Consider the following 16,024-nt stretch of genomic DNA (forward strand, 5'->3'; position numbering starts at 1 on the left):
ACTTCGTCCTTCTGATAGCCGGGGGGTGGGGGCGGTTCAATGCCGAACGGCCCCTGCGGATGGCAACGGTCCTGCGGCGCGGCGCCCGCGCCGTCGGGCCGCTATTCGAAACAGGCCGCGCGGCCATCGGCGCGGATCGTTTCCGCGCCATCGGCGATCGAGGCGGCACGGCGCTGCAGGAAACGTGACGGACGCGCGGGATCCCGCCCCTTGGGATCAGGCAGCGCGGCAGCCAGACGGGCCGCCTGGGTTGGCGTCAGCCTGCCCGCCTCGGACTTGAAGTGATGGCGGGCGGCCGGGCCGACACCGAACACGCCTTCGCCGAACTCTGCCACGTTCAGATAGACCTCCATGATGCGGCGCTTGGACCAGACGAGTTCGACAACCGGGGTCAGAATGGCCTCGAGCCCCTTTCGGATCCAGGATCGCCCATGCCAGAGGAAGACGTTCTTCACCACCTGCTGGCTGATCGTGGAGGCGCCGCGCCCGGCGCCTGCGTCCATGGCGGCGCGGATCGCGGCCATGTCGAACCCCCAGTGCAGGCAGAAGTTGGCATCTTCGGCGGCGACGGCCGAGCGCGCCATCACGGGCGCGATGTCGTCCCACGCAACCCAGTCACGCTCGATGCCGCCAAGCCTGCGGCTTTCCTGCCATTGGTAGATGTTGGTGGGCGGGTTGACGACCGCGAACAGCAGGATCAGCGCAAGCCACAGCCCTGCCACGCCAGCCACCATGACGCCCCCCCAGCGCAGCGCGCGACGCAGCAGGCCGCGGCGGCGTGCCGGTCTTTCCGTCCTGCGGGATGTCTTGCGGGTGCGGCTGGCCATGGCCCGGCGTCTCACAGCACCGGGCGCCGGTCAAGCTGTGGCGCCCCCGTCCCGGCGGGCCGCTGCCCCGTAGCGCGCCATGAACATCTCGACCGCGCCGCACACCACGCGATGACGGTCGGCTGCGGTGATCGGAAGGTTGACGCCGAAGACCAGGCGCGGAAACAGGTCTGCCTTGCAAAGCTCGGCGAACTGGTCGGCGGCAAGGGCAGGGTCGTCGCAGACCAGTTCGCCACGGCCGACACGTTCGGCGATGTAGCGGATCAGCTTGGCCTTTGCCTGGGCCGGTCCGTTGTCGAAGAACTCGCGCCCCAGCTCCGGAAAGCGCTCGGCCTCGGACACGACGACACGGAAGATGCGCAGGAAGACATCCGAACAGAAGAAATCGGTCATCTTGTGGGCGGCGATGGTGAGAGCCTGTTCCACCCGCATGTCGGAGTTCACAAGCGCCTCTGCCTCTTCGGCCTGACGGCAGCACTCGCCCTTGGCGACCTCGACGAACAGCATCCGCTTGTCGGGGAAGTAGGCATAGAGGGTGGCCTTGCTGACACCGGCCTCGCGCGCGATATCGTCGACGCTCGCGCCTTCGTAGCCATCGCGCATGAAGACAAGACGGGCGCCGTCAAGCACCTGTTCGAACTTTCGACCCTTGCGGATGGCCGGTTGCGCCGCTGCACCCATGTCGCTCTCCCTGCGGCGATTGTAAACCGGGCGGTTCATTCCCGGCAAGCGCCGCAGGGCCCTTCCAGCAGTGAATGTGCCCCGTCAGCGCGAAGCGGGACGCTCCGGCAGCGCGACGGGGGCCACGCCCGAGGATGACATGGTGGCCGTGGCGCCGAAATCCAGCCGGGGAAGATCGAAGGCCGGGATACCGCCGGCGAAAGCGGGGGCGGCAGAAACGGCAAGCGCTGCGATGGCGAGACGAAGTTTGGTCATGGCGATCCTCATCTGAACTGAACGGTCTAGATTTTCTGTTTCTGAACTGATTCGTTCACTTTGTCCAGCACAAATGAACTGAACGGTTCACTTCTGTGAGTCTTGCTGCCGGATCTCTGCCCGGATAGATTAGAATCATTCCAGAAACTGGAGCCCGCGATGATCCCCGGACTGTCGAACCGCCGCCGCTTCCGCGACCTGACCGAGCAAGAGGTTCTGGCGCTTGCGATCTCGAACGAAGAGGACGACGCGCGCATCTATCGCACCTATGCCGAACGCCTGCGCGCCGACTACCCCTCCTCTGCCGCGCTGTTCGACGACATGGCGACCGAAGAGGACCAGCACCGCCAGCGTCTGATCGGCCTGCACCAGACCCGTTTTGGCAACGTGATACCCTTGATCCGGCGCGAACACGTCGCGGGCGCCTACGCCCGCCGCCCCGTCTGGCTGACCGAGAACCTCGGGCTGGACCGCATCCGCGCAGAAGCACATGCCATGGAGAACGAGGCGCGCCTGTTCTATGAAACCGCCGCCGCCCGCACCGGCGACGCGGGCACCCGCAGGCTGCTGGGCGATCTGGCGGCCGCCGAGGCGGGGCACGAGAAGACCGCCAGGCGCCTGACGGCCCAGCACCTGCCGGACGACACCCGCCGGGACGAGGATCAGACCCAGCGGCGCCAGTTCCTGCTGACATGGGTGCAGCCGGGGCTTGCGGGGCTGATGGACGGATCGGTCTCGACCCTCGCGCCGATCTTCGCCACGGCCTTCGCCACGCAAGACCCCGCCACCACGCTGACCGTGGGCCTTGCAGCCTCGATCGGCGCGGGCATCTCGATGGGTTTCACCGAGGCCGCCCATGATGACGGCGTGCTGTCGGGGCGCGGGTCGCCGTGGAAGCGCGGCATCGCCTCGGGCGTCATGACGACGCTGGGCGGACTGGGCCATGCGCTGCCCTACCTGATCCCCGATTTCTGGACAGCGACCACGATCGCCCTTGCGGTGGTGTTCGTGGAACTGTGGGCGATCGTCTGGATCCAGATGCGATACATGGAAACCCCGTTCATGCGGGCCACCTTGCAAGTCGTGGTCGGCGGTGCTCTGGTCTTTGCCGCAGGTGCGCTGATCGGGGGAGGATAGGCATGTATCGCAAGGGCGAGGTCTCGTATCAGCCGCTGCCGCTGCCCGACCGCGTGCAGATGCCGGATGACCAGGCACAGGCCGAGGCCGAGCGGTTCCTGGCCTACATGCGCAGGCGGCATTCGGTACGGCAGTACGCCACGCGCCCGGTGCCCGAAGCGATCATTGCCGCCTGCATCGCCGCGGCGGGAACGGCCCCGAGCGGCGCCAACCACCAGCCATGGCACTTTGCCGCGATCTCGGACCCGGCCATGAAGGCGCGTATCCGTGCCGCCGCCGAGGAGGAAGAGCGTGCATTCTACGCGGGCGGTGGCGGCGACGAATGGCTTGCCGCGCTTGAACCCGTGGGCACGGGGCCGGAAAAGCCGCATCTGACCGATGCGCCCTGGCTGATCGTGGTCTTCGCGCAACGCTTCGGCGTGACCCAGGACGGAGCCCGCTACAAGAACTACTATGTGCCGGAAAGCGTGGGCATCGCCACGGGCATGCTGATCACCGCGCTGCACCACGCCGGGCTTGTCTGTCTGGAACATACACCGAACCCGATGAAATTCCTGCCCGCGCTCTGCGGTCGGCCGGACAGCGAGAAGGCGGTCATGATCCTGCCGGTCGGCTGGCCAGCCGCTGATGCAACGGTGCCCGCCGTGGCGAAGCGAAAGAAGCCGTTGTCCGAAATCCTGACGGTGTTCCGGGGATAGCGCCACAGCCCGAGGCGTGACGCGGCGTTCGGCGTGACAGGGCCCGGTGCGCCGGGGCAGATTGCGGGCGGTCTTGGGAGGGCTGCCATGGAATACCCGCATCTGTTCGCGCCGCTGACGCTCGGGCATGTCACGCTGCCCAACCGCGTGCTGATGGGCTCGATGCACACCGGGCTGGAGGAAACCGGCGACTGGAACCGGGTGGCCGAGTTCTATGCCGCGCGGGCGCGTGGCGGCGTTGCGCTGATGGTGACGGGTGGCATGGCCCCGAACCGGGAAGGCGGGGTGTTTCCAGGTGCCGCTGGCCTGTTCACCGAGCGAGACATCGCAAACCACCGCATCGTGACCGACCGGGTGCATGATGCGGGCGGACGTATTGCCATGCAGATCCTGCATGCGGGCCGCTACGCCTATGGAAAGGACTGCGTGTCGGCCAGCCCGATCAAATCGCCGATCAGTCCGTTCCCGCCCCGCGAACTGGACGAGGCGGGTATCGAGAAGCAGATCGCCGACATCGCGACCGCTGCCGCGCGGGCCCGAGAGGCCGGTTATGACGGCGTCGAGGTGATGGGGTCAGAAGGCTACTTCCTGAACCAGTTCCTCGTTCGGCACACCAACCGTCGCGAGGATCGCTGGGGTGGCGACTATGCCAACCGGATGCGCCTGCCGGTCGAGGTGGTGCGCCGCGTCCGTGCAGCGGCGGGTGACGACTTCATCCTGATCTACCGCATCTCGCTGATCGACCTGATACCCGATGGATCGACATGGGATGAGGTTGTGACGCTGGCCCGGGCCATCGAGGCGGCGGGCGCCAGCATCCTGAACACCGGAATCGGCTGGCACGAGGCGCGGGTCCCGACCATTGCCACATCGGTGCCCCGGGCGGCGTTTGCGCATCTGACTGGCCGGCTGCGCCCCGAGGTCGGCATTCCGGTGATCACCTCGAACCGCATCAATCACCCCGAGGTGGCCGAAAGGATCCTGGCAACGGGTCTGGCCGATATGGTCAGCATGGCGCGCCCGTTCCTTGCCGATGCCGACTTCGTGGTGAAGGCCCGGACCGGGCGGGCGGCAGATATCGCACCCTGCATCGCCTGCAACCAGGCCTGTCTGGACCATACCTTTTCCGGGCGGCTGACCAGTTGCCTGGTGAACCCGCGCGCCTGCCACGAGACCGAACTGACCTATCCGGACGCAGCCACAGCCCGGCGCATCGCCGTGGTGGGTGCCGGGGCGGGCGGGATGATGGCGGCCGTCGTGGCAGCGGAACGGGGTCACAAGGTGACGCTGTTCGAGGCCGCGGCAGAGGTGGGCGGACAGCTGAACCTGGCCAAGCAGGTCCCGGGAAAGGAAGAGTTTCACGGACTCGTCGCCTGGTTCCGGCATCGCATCGCCGCGACAGGGGTTGATCTGCGGCTGAATGCGGCGCCGGGCGTCGACGATCTGCGGGGCTATGACGAGGTGATCATCGCCACCGGCGTCACGCCGCGCGACCCCGGGATTCCGGGGCAGGAACATGCGGTGGGCTATGCCGATGTGCTGCGGGGCGCCGCGGTCGGGGCAAGGGCAGCGCTGATCGGGGCGGGGGGCATCGGCTTTGACGTGGCCGAGTATCTTGTCCACGCTGGCGAAAGCCCTGCCGAACATCCCGACCTTTGGCGCCGGGAATGGGGTGTGGGCGATCCCGCCGACAGCCCCGGCGGCCTTGCGCCCGGCGGTCCGCAGCCTGAACCGCCCGCCCGCGTCGTGCACCTGCTGCAGCGCAAGCCCGGCAAGCCCGGCAAGGGGCTTGGCAAGACCACCGGATGGATTCACCGCGCCGCATTGCAGATGAAGGGCGTGCATATGGAAGGTGGGATCACCTATCACGAGATCCGACCCGAGGGCCTTGTGTTGGGCAGGGGTGACGGCCCCCCGGATCTTCTGCCGGTGGATACCGTCGTGCTGTGTGCCGGGCAGGTTCCGAACCGCACACTGTCGGACGCGTTGACCGAGGCGGGCATCGCGCACCACCTTGTCGGCGGCGCGGAAGTGGCGGCGGAACTGGACGCAAAGCGCGCCATCGACCAGGCCGCGCGCCTGGCAGCAAGGCTGTAGGTTCAGACCCGTTCCAGTATCAGCGCGACCCCCTGGCCGACGCCCACGCACATTGTGCAAAGGGCATAGCGGCCACCGCTGCGGTGCAGGTGATGCGTCGCAGCCGTCACCAGCCGGGCCCCCGACATTCCAAGCGGATGGCCCATCGCGATGGCGCCGCCGTTCGGATTTACATGGGCGGCATCGTCGGGAATGCCCAGGTCGCGCAGCACGGCCAGCGCCTGCGCCGCGAAGGCCTCGTTCAGTTCGATCACGTCCATCTGCGCCAGTCGCAGGCCCGTGCGCGCCAGCAGCCTGCGCACCGCGGGAACCGGGCCGATGCCCATGACCCGGGGCTCGACCCCGGCCGCGGCCATGCCAAGGATCCGGGCGCGCGGCACCAGACCGTGAAGCTGCGCCGCGGCGGCAGAGGCGATCAGCACGGCCGCCGCAGCGTCATTCACGCCCGACGCATTGCCCGCCGTCACGGTCAGGTCCGCGCCATTGATGCCGCGCAGCGCGGCCAGCGCCGCCAGCGAGGTGGCGCGGGGATGTTCATCGGTATCCACCACGACAGGCGGGCCCTTGCGTGCGGCAATGGTGACCGGCGCGATCTCGTCGCGGAACAGGTTCTTCGCCTGCGCCGCGGCCCAGCGTTCCTGGCTGCGCAGGGCAAAGGCATCCTGATCGACGCGCGAGATGCCCCATTCGGCGGCGACGTTGTCGGCGGTCTCGGGCATGGAATCCGTGCCATGCGCCGCCTTCATCCGGGGGTTGACGAAACGCCAGCCGATGGTGGTGTCGTGGATCGCCGGGGCGCGGGCGAACGGCGCATCTGCCTTGGGCATGACGAAGGGCGCGCGTGTCATGCTCTCGACGCCGCCCGCAACCAGCATGTCGCAATCGCCGCCCCGGATCGCCCGTGCGGCCATTCCGACCGCATCGAGGCCCGATCCGCACAGCCGGTTGACCGTCGTGCCGGGCACCGAGACCGGCAGGCCGGACAGCAGCGCCGCCATGCGCGCGACGTTCCGGTTGTCCTCGCCCGCCTGATTGGCACATCCAAGGATCACATCGTCAACCGCCGCCCAGTCGACGCCGGAGTTCCGCGCCATCAGCGCCGCGATGGGCACAGCCGCCAGATCGTCGGCGCGAACCTGAGACAGTGCGCCGCCATAGCGGCCTATGGGTGTGCGCACCGCATCGCAGATGAAAGCCTCTTGCATGACCGCCTCCGTTCGCCCCGTTCCTGCAGGGGATCGCCGCTGCGGCCCTGTAGGTCAATGCCCCGGGTTGCCCTGCCAGCCCCGGCAGGCATAGTTCGTGAAAGCTGTCCGGAGATGCCATGGCCGATCACAACCTGCTGGGATTCTGTGGCGCGTTGCGCGCAGCCTCCACCAACCGCATGCTGCTGCACGAGGCCGCACGGATCTATGCGCCCGGCTCGTTCCATGAGGCCGATCTGCGCCTGCCGCTGTTCGACGCCGATCTTCAGGCGCGGGGGATGCCCGATATCGTTGCGGAACTTGCCGGGCAGGTTGCCGCAGCGGATGCCGTGGTTATCGCGACACCGGAATACAACAAGGCGCTGTCAGGCGTTCTGAAGAACGCACTCGACTGGATCAGCCGCGTCCCGGGTTCGGTCTGGCGGGACAAGCCTGTGGCCATCCTGTCGGCCGCCGCAGGCCGGGCCGGAGGGGAACGCGCGCAATACTCGCTGCGGCTGTGCCTGAACCCGTTCCGCCCGCGGCTGCTGCCGGGACCCGAGGTGATGATCGCCAATTCCGGCACCGCTTTCGATCACCAGGGTCGGCTGATCGACCCCCGGTCGGTGGCTGCGCTTGCCGAACTGATGACCCTTCTGCGGGCCGAGGTGGAGCGCGGAAGGTGATCGAGACGCATGACATGATGGACCCGGCACGGGCGGCGGCCCTTTCGGCCCTGCTGGGCCGTGCACATGACCCGGCGGCAGCACTGATTCCGTTCGGGCACCACGTCTATTTCTGGACGCCGGAGCCGCCCGACCGGTTGGGCCGGGACGGCCATCCCCGGCCCGGGATCGGTGCGATTCCCGACACCGGGCTGCCCCGTCGCATGTGGGCGGGGGGCAGGCTGGCGTTCCATGCTCCGCTGTGGCCCGGCCGTCCGGCCGTCCGGCGCACGGTCTGCGAGGGGATCGAGCGGAAGGACGGGCGCAGTGGGCCGCTGGCCTTTGTCGCGCTGCGGCACGAGGTGACACAGGACGGGCAAGCGGTGCTGACGGAATGGCAGGAACTGGTCTACCGCGCCGACCCGACACCGACGCAGCCCGCGGCCGCGCCGCCCCAGGCGACGGGAGAGCCGGAGGTTCGGCGCAACGTGACGTTCGACGCGGTGACCTTGTTCCGCTATTCGGCGCTGACACTGAACGGCCACCGCATCCACTACGACGCGGCCTATTCCACCCAGACCGAGGGATATCGGGGCGTCGTCGTGCACGGGCCGCTGCTGGCCCAGCACCTGATGCTGCTGGCTGTGGAACGGATGGGGCGTCTGGCGCGCTTCGCCTTTCGGGCGACCGCGCCGCTCATCCTCGGGGAAACCGCAAGCCTTTGTGCGGCGGACAACCGGTTCTGGGTCGAGGGGCCGGAAGGACGGCTGTGCATGACGGCCGACGCGGGCTAGAGCGCGGCCTCGACCCGGAACGCGGGCAGCACGCGGTCGTGCCCCTGCAGGACAAGGTCTGCCATCACCTCGGCAACCAGGGGTGCGATGCCAAACCCGATCTTGAAGCCGCCGTTCGCGACGAAATGGCCCGCGCGGCCGGGCCAGGGGCCCATCAGGGGGTTTCGCGTGCGGGCGCGCGGGCGCAGGCCCGCCCAGCGCAGGATCACCGGCGCATCGGCCAGGCACGGGCACGCCCTGCGGGCGCGCAGGACTATGGCATCCAGCTGGTGGTCGGTAGCGGCGGGATCGGCGAAGCTGGTTTCCGAGGTCGATCCGACCGCCACGGTTCCATCGGCATGAGGCACGATGTGCAGACCGTCGGCATAGATCTGGGCCGCGTCCTCGCCTGCGTCAAAGGCAAGAACCGCCGCCTGTCCCTTGACCGGGGCGCCGACGGCACGGCCGAACACCGCCGACAGATCGGCCAGGCCCGCCACCCCTGTGGCCCAGACGACAGGGGCGGTCGTCGCTGGCGCCTGCGCGACGATCCGGCCGCCCGATGCCCGGATGGCTTCGGCAAGCGCCTGCAGCGCCCAGGCGGGGCGGATTCGCGCCGACAGCGTATCGCTGATCACCAGGCCCGTGGCGCTTTCAGGCGCCCAGCCGGGCGGGGCGGCCAGCACGTGCCACGCGGCGCGCCCGCTCCACAGGCCGGGTACAGCCTGCCCGCGATCCCGGGCCACCCTTACGGCCGCATCATCGGCCAGAGGCTGCAGCCGACCAGTCCGGCCAAAGCCGGTTGGCAGACCGGCGGCGGCCTGCACCGCCCCCCACCATTCCGCCGCCATCAACAGGGCTTCCAGCTGGAACGCCTTTGTCTCGGTCCAGCGTTCGGGCTGATGCGGCATCAGCGCGCCAACTACACCGCCGGACGCACCCGCCCCGATTCCCGCCGGGTCGACAACGACCACGCGCGCGCCCCTGCGGGCCGCGGCCCAGGCCACCGACAGGCCGGTCACACCCGCCCCCATCACAACCAGATCGGTCACAAGATCGGCCCTTGCCATTCCGGTGCGCGCCCCGCAGTTTCGCCGCGCCGGAGACTAGGGCAGATGACCGCAGCCGACCAGACGACCCCCAAGGCCTTGGCCGAGCCCGCCCCGGTGCTGGATTGGCGCGACGGCGTCATTCCCGTGTCGCGCCAGTTTGACGATCCCTATTTCTCGCTGGCCGGCGGACTGGATGAGACGCGGCACGTGTTCCTTGCGGGAAACGGCCTGCCCGCCCGGTTCCGGCCGGGCTTTCACATTGCCGAACTCGGGTTCGGGACCGGCCTGAACCTGATGGCGGCCCTGATCGCCTGGCGGAGCGCAGGCGTCGCAGGCGTGCTGCGCTTCACCTCGTTCGAAGGCTGGCCAATGGCGGCGGCCGACATGGCCCGCGCCCTTGCGGCGTTCCCCGAGGCGCTTGCGGTGGCAGCGCCGTTCCTCGACCAGTGGGCCCGAGGCAGCAGGCACATCCGCCTTCCCGACCTGGAGGCCCGGATCATCATCGGCGACGCACGCGCCACCCTGCCGGTGTGGCAGGGCCGCGCCGATGCCTGGTTCCTTGACGGTTTCTCGCCTGCAAGGAATCCCGAGATGTGGGGCGAGACCCTCATGTCCGAGGTCGGACGCCACACGGGGCCGGGCGGCACCTGTGCCAGCTACACGGCAGCGGGATTCGTGAGAAGGGGCCTTGCGGCGGCAGGCTTTGTGGTCGAACGGCGTGCCGGATACGCAGGCAAGCGGCACATGACGGCGGGGTGGTTTCGATGACCGGGCGCAACACGCGGCTTGGCGCAATCCTGATGGTGGCGACGGTGTTCTGCTACACGGTGCAGGACGGCCTGACGCGCCATCTGGCGGGCGAATACAATGTGCTGATGGTCGTGATGATCCGCTACTGGTTCTTCGCCGCCTTCGTCCTGATGCTGGCCGCCGCGCGTCCGGGCGGGATTCGCGCCGTGCTGCGCACGGTGCAGCCGGGGCTTCATGCCGCACGCACGGTGCTTCATACCGGCGAAATCTGCGTGATCGTCCTGTCCTTCACCCTGATCGGGCTGATCAACACGCATGCGGTCTTTGCCGTATGCCCGCTGATCGTGGCCGCCCTGTCAGGGCCGGTGCTGGGCGAGCGCGTGGGGCTGATGCGATGGATCGCCATCGGGGCGGGCTTTGCGGGCATCCTGGTGATCCTGCGGCCGGGTACCGACCTGTTCACCCCGCTGGCGCTGCTGCCCCTGCTGTCGGCGGCGATGTTCGCGGCCTACAGCGTGCTCACCCGAAAGGCGACGGTGCGCGAGGATGCCTTTGTCGCCTTCTTCTGGTCCGGAATCATGGGGGCAGTGCTGATGACGCTGGCCGGGATGTGGCACTGGCAGCCGATGGGCGCGCGCGACTGGGCGCTGACCTTGACCAACGGGGCGGTGGCGATCCTGTCGAACTGGCTGATGATCCGGGCCTATCAGGTGGCCGAGGCGGCGTCGGTTCAGCCCTTTGCCTATCTGCAACTGGTCTTTGTCACCATCATGGGCGTGACGGTCTTCGGCGAGACGGTCGAGACCGCGACGCTGGTCGGCGCGGGTATCGTGGTTCTGGCAGGGCTCTTTGCATTGACGGTGCGCGATGCACGATCTGTCAGGGCCGAAGCATGAGCATACAGCAGAACACGGCGCGCGGCATATGGCTGATGGTGGCCACGACCTTCGTGTTCGCGATGCAGGATGGCCTGTCACGCCATCTGGCGGGCGAATACAACGTTCTGATGGTCGTGATGATCCGCTACTGGTTCTTCGCCGCCTTCGTCATGGCGATTGCCGCAAGGGCGCCCGGGGGTCTGTCTGCGGCGGCGCGGACGCGGTTTCCGGTTGTGCAGGCGTTCCGGGGCGTGCTGCTGGTGGCCGAGATCTGCATCATGGTGGTGGCCTATGTGAAGCTTGGCCTCGTCGAGGCGCATGCCGTCTTCACCTGCTACCCGCTGCTGGTCGCCGCACTGTCGGGGCCGGTGCTGGGCGAACGGGTCGGTTGGCGCCGATGGACGGCCATCGGCATCGGGTTCGCCGGGATCCTGGTGATCCTGCAACCCGGGATCGCGGTGTTCTCGCCCTGGGCACTGGTTCCCCTGCTGGCAGCCGCGATGTTCGCCTTCTACAGCCTTCTGACCCGCTGGGTATCCCGCGGCGATGCGGCATCGGTGTCATTCTTCTGGACAGGCACGGCAGGCTGCGTGGCGATCACCGCAGTCGGAATCTGGTTCTGGGAACCGATGTCCTGGTCCGACTGGGGGTGGATGGCGCTGCTGTGCTGCACCGGCGCCCTGGGCCACTACCTGCTGATCCGGGCCTATGAGGTCGCCGAGGCCAGCGCGGTCCAGCCGTTCGCCTACCTGCAGCTGGTCTTTGCCTCGACGCTCGGTATCACGGTCTTTGGCGAGAGCCTTGAAACGAACGTGGCAATCGGGGCGGGTATCGTGGTGGCAGCCGGGCTGTTCACGCTGTGGCGGCAAAGGGTGCGGGCAAAGACCTAGGCTCAGCGCCCGGTCAGTTCGGCCGTCACCCTGACCGGTCCGGGCTGGCCACGCAGTCGTGCACGATAGATCACCAGGCTTTCCACGACGCGCATGATGTAGGTGCGTGTTTCGGCGATCGGCACCATCTCGACCCAGTCAACGGGATCGACAGCGGGGTCGCGCGGATCACCGAATTCGGTGATCCAGCGGCGGGGGCGCCCCGGGCCGGCGTTATACCCGGCAGCGACAAGCGCGACGGCAGGGCCGAATTCGTCGATCAGCTTCTTCAGATAGGCGGCGCCAAGGCTGACGTTGTAGGCCGGATCGGTGGTCAGACGGCCGCTGGCATAGGGTTGACCCGTTTCCCTTGCCATCATCTCGGCGGTGCCGGGCATCACCTGCATCAATCCGCGCGCACCTGCCGGGCTGATCACGGCCGGATCGAACTCGCTTTCGCGCCGCGCGATCGACAGGGCCAGCGCACGGCTGACGGGCAAACCATCGGGCACCATCGCGGGCACGGGGAAATAGGCGCGCGGAATGATCCGCCCGCGTTCCGCCGCAGCCTTGGCGATCAGGACCGCAACATGCGGCTCATCCAGCGACAGCGCCATGTCGGCCAGCTGATCCAGCGCGCCGGGGTCCAGACCTTCCGCAAGATGCAGCAGGAACCGCTTGCCGTTTGTCCGGTCGCCGGCAGCCAGAAACATCCGCGCGGCGGCGAGAACGGACGATCCGGCAAAACCGGCCTGGCGCCAGTCGGCCGGTCTCGTGTCGGACAGCAGGGCAGGATCGAGGGTCTGGCCAAGCCGCTCGGCCGCCAGAAGCCCGTAGTAGGCGCTTGAGTGGCGGGACGCCGCGCCATAGGCCGCCCGGGCGGCATCGCGCCGCCCTGCCGCCTCTTCCGCCCGGCCCTCCCAATAGTGGGCGCGCGACAGGCTGATCGGTGTCTGCACGGCGGATCTCAGCCGCTGGAAGTGGCCAAGCGCTGTCGCGTGGTCGCCCATGTGGCGCAAGGCAATGAAGCCCGCCAGAAACTCGAGGTCCGCGAAATCCCCGCCGCCGGAAAGCCCATGCGACGCCGCGACCCGCCATGCGGTGCGGTGCTTGCCCTCTTCTGCCAACTGGCGTGCAAGGTTTGCGCGGCGCGGGGCCCAGGCCGCAGCGCGGCCGAGCGTGTCAGTGTCGGACCGTTCGAGGATCAGTTCGGCGGCGCTGTCATAGAGCCCGCTGTTCATCCGCCACTGGAACCGGTCATGCGCCAGCCCGGGATCGCCCGCCAGCGCGGAGGGCACGGCGGAGATCAGGGCGTTCACGCCGTCGCGGCGTTCGCGCAGGGCGATGCGTGCCTCGGCCAACGCGCGGGCTTCGGCGCCCAGCCGGGGCAGCATGCGCCGCGCCTCGGCCAGTCTGCCATCCCACAGCAGGCGGTCGGCGCGGCGTTCATGGGCGGCCCGGTCCTGCGGCGCAGCGGCAAGAAAGACTGTCTCCTGTGCGGCATCGAAGGCCAGGTTCACCCAGGCATCCGCCGCGACGCGCGCGGAATCTGCCGGGCGGCCCGCAGACTTCAGCGCGGTCACAAGCGCAATCGCACCTTCCGGCGTAGCGGGGGCACCGTTGCCGAAATAGGCGATCACCCGATCCGGCGTGGTCGACCGTGCGACCGCTTCCTCGCCCTTGCGGCGCAGGAAGGGCATACCGGGCCAGTCGGAACGGCGGGCCAGAAAGCGCTCATAGTCCGTCAGCGTGCCATCGCCTGCACGCAGGCGCAGCCATTCCACGATGTCGGCGCCAACAGGATCGGGCGCCTGCGCCGCGGCGGCGGTCCAGTCGCCGCGGGCGGCCGCGGACAGCGCGGCGCGCAGATCCTGTGCCGCTGCGGGCATCACAAGGATCAGCGAAAGCACCAGTCCGGCGGCAAGGCGGTTCGAAGCACGGATCATGGCGCCAGTTACCCTTTGGCCAGCCTCCACCGCAACTCACATCCCCGCCAAGGCCCATGCTTGGCAAGACCTCGCCCCGGCGCTAGGAAGGCCGACGGTTCATCCGGGGCGATTCAGCGCCCCGCAACAGGAGATGCGTGTCATGCTCAAGGGGTCGCTTCCCGCGCTGGTCACGCCGTTCAAGGACGGCGCAGTGGATTTCGACACGCTGAAGAAGCTCGTCGACTGGCATGTCGCCGAGGGCAGCCACGGCATCGTGCCGGTGGGCACGACCGGCGAAAGCCCCACCCTGAGCCATGAAGAGCACGAGGCGGTGATCGAGGCGGTCGTGGCCGCTGCCGCCGGGCGCATCCCGGTCGTGGCCGGGGCCGGGTCGAACTCGACTGCCGAGGCGGTCGGATTGCTGCGCCACGCCGAGCGCGTGGGGGCCGATGCCGCGCTTGTGGTGACACCCTACTACAACAAGCCGACGCAGGCGGGGCTGATCGCGCATTACACGGCGCTGCACGATGCCTGCCGCCTGCCCATCATCATCTACAACATCCCCGGCCGGTCGGTGGTCGACATGTCGCCCGAGACCATGGGTGTTCTGGCCAGGCTGCCGCGCATCGTCGGCGTCAAGGACGCGACGGGCAAGCTGGAGCGGGTCAGCCAGCAGCGCATCTCCTGCGGCCGCGAGTTCATCCAGCTGTCCGGCGAGGATGCCACGGCGCTCGGGTTCAACGCGCATGGCGGGGTCGGCTGCATCAGCGTGACGGCCAACGTGGCACCACGCCTCTGTGCCGAGTTCCAGGAGGCCACGCTGTCGGGCGACTATGCCCGTGCGCTTGCCTACCAGGACCGGCTGATGCCCCTGCACGAGGCGATCTTCCTTGAGCCCGGGCTGTGCGGCGCGAAGTATGGCCTGTCACGGCTGGGGCTCTGCTCGGATGAGGTTCGCCTGCCGCTGGTGGGCCTGACGGACGGCACGAAGGCCCGGATCGACGCGGCCATGCGGCACGCAGGGCTGCTGAACTGATGACCCGGCGTGGTCGGCAATGTCGTGATGTCCGGGCATGCGTGCGGCACGCGCGACATCATTGACCGGTTCGCGGTGACGCGGCGACTCTGGCGGTCCGGTTTGCGATACCGGTCCGCCAGGTCCCGTCCCATCGCCCATCACGACCGGCGCCAGCGGGGCATGGAATGACCGACAATCTGCGCGGCGGCGGCTTCATGATCCTCGCCATGGCGGGATTTGCCGTCGAGGATCTGCTGCTGAAGGTGATCGCCCGGCAAATGCCGGTGGGACAAATCCTGATCGTGTTCGGGCTGGCCGGGGCTTTGGTGTTTGCCCTGCTCTGCCGTCGCAGGCGCCTGCCCGTCTGGCATCCCGCCATCCTGACACGGCCGCTGATCCTGCGCGCGGCGTTCGAGGTGGCGGGACGATTGTTCCACACGCTGGCCCTGGCCCTGACCTCGCTTGCGGCGACATCCGCCATCCTGCAGGCGACGCCACTGGTCGTGGTGGCGGGCGCTGCGCTGATCTTCGGCGAGCGGGTGGGATGGCGACGCTGGACAGCGATCCTTGTCGGTTTCGCGGGTGTCCTGATCATCCTGCGCCCGGGGGTCGAGGGTTTCACGCCGCTGTCGCTGCTGGCGGTCGCCGGGATGATCGGCTTCGCCGGACGCGACCTTGCCACCCGGGCGGCCCCGGCTGTGCTCGGCAACCTCCAGCTTGGCGTCTACGGCTTTGCGGCCATGGTGCCGACGGGCGCGATGATGCTGGGCTGGACGGGCGGGGCGGTCATGCCCGACCTGGTGGGAGCCGTGACACTGGCTGTCGTGACGGCGGTTGGCGTGGCGGCCTATCTGGCGCTGACCATCGCGATGCGGACCGGCGAGGTTTCGGTCGTGACGCCGCTGCGCTACAGCCGTCTGGTGTTCGCGCTGATCCTTGCGGTGATCCTGCTTGGCGAACGGCCGGATGCGGCGACGCTGGCGGGTTCCGCCATTGTGGTGTGTAGCGGGCTCTACACCCTGATCCGCACGCAAAGGGCGAATCGCCTGCCCGCAAGCCACTGACAGGTATGGATTCATGGTTGTCGGAAGGTGAACGCCCGAGCGTTTCGCGGGCAGTGGGCGGACGCGCATCATTGCCGTTTCCTGATGCGCGACACTGACGCATCCTCGCCCCGGTGATGTCAAGAAAATGGCAGGATTGGGGTGCCTT

16 protein-coding genes are annotated in these 16,024 nt (G+C 68.5%); 10 read left to right on the forward strand and 6 right to left on the reverse strand.

Going from position 1 to position 16,024, the window contains the following annotated elements; all coding sequences use genetic code 11:
* Positions 1-101: 101 nt before the first annotated feature.
* From mtgA to KF887_01790, 3 genes are all read right to left on the reverse strand, one after another.
* Positions 102-827, reverse strand: coding sequence for a monofunctional biosynthetic peptidoglycan transglycosylase (gene mtgA / locus KF887_01780; protein QYK41898.1), 726 nt, complete (start codon positions 825-827; stop codon positions 102-104).
* Between the two features lie 30 nt (positions 828-857).
* On the reverse strand, positions 858-1,508 hold the full coding sequence (locus KF887_01785; GenBank protein ID QYK41899.1) for a TetR/AcrR family transcriptional regulator: 651 nt from the start codon (positions 1,506-1,508) through the stop codon (positions 858-860).
* A gap of 84 nt (positions 1,509-1,592) precedes the next feature.
* The gene (locus KF887_01790; GenBank protein ID QYK41900.1) at positions 1,593-1,763 is read right to left on the reverse strand and encodes a hypothetical protein; all 171 of its coding nucleotides are present in this window, start codon (positions 1,761-1,763) and stop codon (positions 1,593-1,595) included.
* 159 nt (positions 1,764-1,922) lie between these two features.
* Here KF887_01790 and KF887_01795 point away from each other — a divergent pair, with 159 nt between their 5' ends.
* The 3 genes from KF887_01795 to KF887_01805 all read left to right on the forward strand — a co-directional run bounded on the left by KF887_01795 (position 1,923) and on the right by KF887_01805 (position 5,695).
* Complete coding sequence (locus tag KF887_01795; GenBank protein ID QYK41901.1) at positions 1,923-2,900, forward strand: rubrerythrin family protein; 978 nt, start codon at positions 1,923-1,925, stop codon at positions 2,898-2,900.
* Positions 2,901-2,902: 2 nt separating this feature from the next.
* Complete coding sequence (locus tag KF887_01800; protein ID QYK41902.1) at positions 2,903-3,598, forward strand: nitroreductase family protein; 696 nt, start codon at positions 2,903-2,905, stop codon at positions 3,596-3,598.
* 87 nt (positions 3,599-3,685) lie between these two features.
* Positions 3,686-5,695, forward strand: a complete 2,010-nt coding sequence (locus KF887_01805; GenBank protein QYK41903.1) for an NADPH-dependent 2,4-dienoyl-CoA reductase — start codon at positions 3,686-3,688, stop codon at positions 5,693-5,695.
* Positions 5,696-5,697: 2 nt separating this feature from the next.
* Here the strand turns inward: KF887_01805 and pcaF are convergent, their stop codons facing one another.
* Positions 5,698-6,900: a 3-oxoadipyl-CoA thiolase gene (pcaF, locus tag KF887_01810; protein ID QYK41904.1), complete on the reverse strand. Its 1,203-nt coding sequence runs from the start codon at positions 6,898-6,900 to the stop codon at positions 5,698-5,700.
* A gap of 119 nt (positions 6,901-7,019) precedes the next feature.
* On the opposite strand from pcaF, the gene KF887_01815 reads away from it, so the two are divergent.
* On the forward strand, positions 7,020-7,565 hold the full coding sequence (locus KF887_01815) for an NAD(P)H-dependent oxidoreductase (GenBank protein QYK41905.1): 546 nt from the start codon (positions 7,020-7,022) through the stop codon (positions 7,563-7,565).
* 14 nt (positions 7,566-7,579) lie between these two features.
* Complete coding sequence (locus KF887_01820) at positions 7,580-8,338, forward strand: acyl dehydratase (protein ID QYK43391.1); 759 nt, start codon at positions 7,580-7,582, stop codon at positions 8,336-8,338.
* Here the strand turns inward: KF887_01820 and KF887_01825 are convergent.
* Entirely contained in the window at positions 8,335-9,387 is a 1,053-nt protein-coding gene (locus KF887_01825) for an FAD-dependent oxidoreductase (GenBank protein QYK41906.1), read from the reverse strand. The genes KF887_01820 and KF887_01825 overlap by 4 nt on opposite strands.
* Before the next feature lie 45 nt (positions 9,388-9,432).
* On the opposite strand from KF887_01825, the gene mnmD reads away from it, so the two are divergent.
* From mnmD to KF887_01840, 3 genes are read left to right on the forward strand one after another with little or no spacing between them, the layout of a single operon-like run.
* Positions 9,433-10,137, forward strand: a complete 705-nt coding sequence (gene mnmD / locus KF887_01830; GenBank protein QYK41907.1) for a tRNA (5-methylaminomethyl-2-thiouridine)(34)-methyltransferase MnmD — start codon at positions 9,433-9,435, stop codon at positions 10,135-10,137.
* Positions 10,134-11,015 carry a DMT family transporter gene (locus KF887_01835; GenBank protein ID QYK41908.1) on the forward strand — a complete coding sequence of 294 codons (882 nt, stop codon included), beginning with the start codon at positions 10,134-10,136 and terminating at the stop codon, positions 11,013-11,015. The genes mnmD and KF887_01835 overlap by 4 nt, the downstream gene beginning before the upstream one ends.
* Positions 11,012-11,887, forward strand: a complete 876-nt coding sequence (locus tag KF887_01840) for a DMT family transporter (GenBank protein ID QYK41909.1) — start codon at positions 11,012-11,014, stop codon at positions 11,885-11,887. The genes KF887_01835 and KF887_01840 overlap by 4 nt, the downstream gene beginning before the upstream one ends.
* Positions 11,888-11,889: 2 nt before the next feature.
* Here the strand turns inward: KF887_01840 and KF887_01845 are convergent, their stop codons facing one another.
* Positions 11,890-13,812, reverse strand: a complete 1,923-nt coding sequence (locus tag KF887_01845; protein QYK41910.1) for a lytic transglycosylase domain-containing protein — start codon at positions 13,810-13,812, stop codon at positions 11,890-11,892.
* Positions 13,813-13,954: 142 nt separating this feature from the next.
* Here KF887_01845 and dapA point away from each other — a divergent pair, with 142 nt between their 5' ends.
* Positions 13,955-14,830, forward strand: a complete 876-nt coding sequence (gene dapA / locus KF887_01850; protein QYK41911.1) for a 4-hydroxy-tetrahydrodipicolinate synthase — start codon at positions 13,955-13,957, stop codon at positions 14,828-14,830.
* A gap of 209 nt (positions 14,831-15,039) precedes the next feature.
* Entirely contained in the window at positions 15,040-15,876 is an 837-nt protein-coding gene (locus KF887_01855; GenBank protein ID QYK43392.1) for a DMT family transporter, read from the forward strand.
* The last annotated feature ends 148 nt before the right edge of the window (positions 15,877-16,024 follow it).

This window comes from Paracoccaceae bacterium, assembly GCA_019454225.1.
Lineage (GTDB): Bacteria > Pseudomonadota > Alphaproteobacteria > Rhodobacterales > Rhodobacteraceae.

Excerpts from the sequence above, each read along its gene's own strand:
- mtgA (QYK41898.1), bottom strand. The coding sequence starts at position 827 with ATGGCCAGCCGCACCCGCAAGACATCCCGCAGGACGGAAAGACCGGCA.
- KF887_01785 (QYK41899.1), bottom strand. The coding sequence starts at position 1,508 with ATGGGTGCAGCGGCGCAACCGGCCATCCGCAAGGGTCGAAAGTTCGAA.
- KF887_01790 (QYK41900.1), bottom strand. The coding sequence starts at position 1,763 with ATGACCAAACTTCGTCTCGCCATCGCAGCGCTTGCCGTTTCTGCCGCC.
- KF887_01795 (QYK41901.1), top strand. The coding sequence starts at position 1,923 with ATGATCCCCGGACTGTCGAACCGCCGCCGCTTCCGCGACCTGACCGAG.
- KF887_01800 (QYK41902.1), top strand. The coding sequence starts at position 2,903 with ATGTATCGCAAGGGCGAGGTCTCGTATCAGCCGCTGCCGCTGCCCGAC.
- KF887_01805 (QYK41903.1), top strand. The coding sequence starts at position 3,686 with ATGGAATACCCGCATCTGTTCGCGCCGCTGACGCTCGGGCATGTCACG.
- pcaF (QYK41904.1), bottom strand. The coding sequence starts at position 6,900 with ATGCAAGAGGCTTTCATCTGCGATGCGGTGCGCACACCCATAGGCCGC.
- KF887_01815 (QYK41905.1), top strand. The coding sequence starts at position 7,020 with ATGGCCGATCACAACCTGCTGGGATTCTGTGGCGCGTTGCGCGCAGCC.
- KF887_01820 (QYK43391.1), top strand. The coding sequence starts at position 7,580 with ATGATGGACCCGGCACGGGCGGCGGCCCTTTCGGCCCTGCTGGGCCGT.
- KF887_01825 (QYK41906.1), bottom strand. The coding sequence starts at position 9,387 with ATGGCAAGGGCCGATCTTGTGACCGATCTGGTTGTGATGGGGGCGGGT.
- mnmD (QYK41907.1), top strand. The coding sequence starts at position 9,433 with ATGACCGCAGCCGACCAGACGACCCCCAAGGCCTTGGCCGAGCCCGCC.
- KF887_01835 (QYK41908.1), top strand. The coding sequence starts at position 10,134 with ATGACCGGGCGCAACACGCGGCTTGGCGCAATCCTGATGGTGGCGACG.
- KF887_01840 (QYK41909.1), top strand. The coding sequence starts at position 11,012 with ATGAGCATACAGCAGAACACGGCGCGCGGCATATGGCTGATGGTGGCC.
- KF887_01845 (QYK41910.1), bottom strand. The coding sequence starts at position 13,812 with ATGATCCGTGCTTCGAACCGCCTTGCCGCCGGACTGGTGCTTTCGCTG.
- dapA (QYK41911.1), top strand. The coding sequence starts at position 13,955 with ATGCTCAAGGGGTCGCTTCCCGCGCTGGTCACGCCGTTCAAGGACGGC.
- KF887_01855 (QYK43392.1), top strand. The coding sequence starts at position 15,040 with ATGGCGGGATTTGCCGTCGAGGATCTGCTGCTGAAGGTGATCGCCCGG.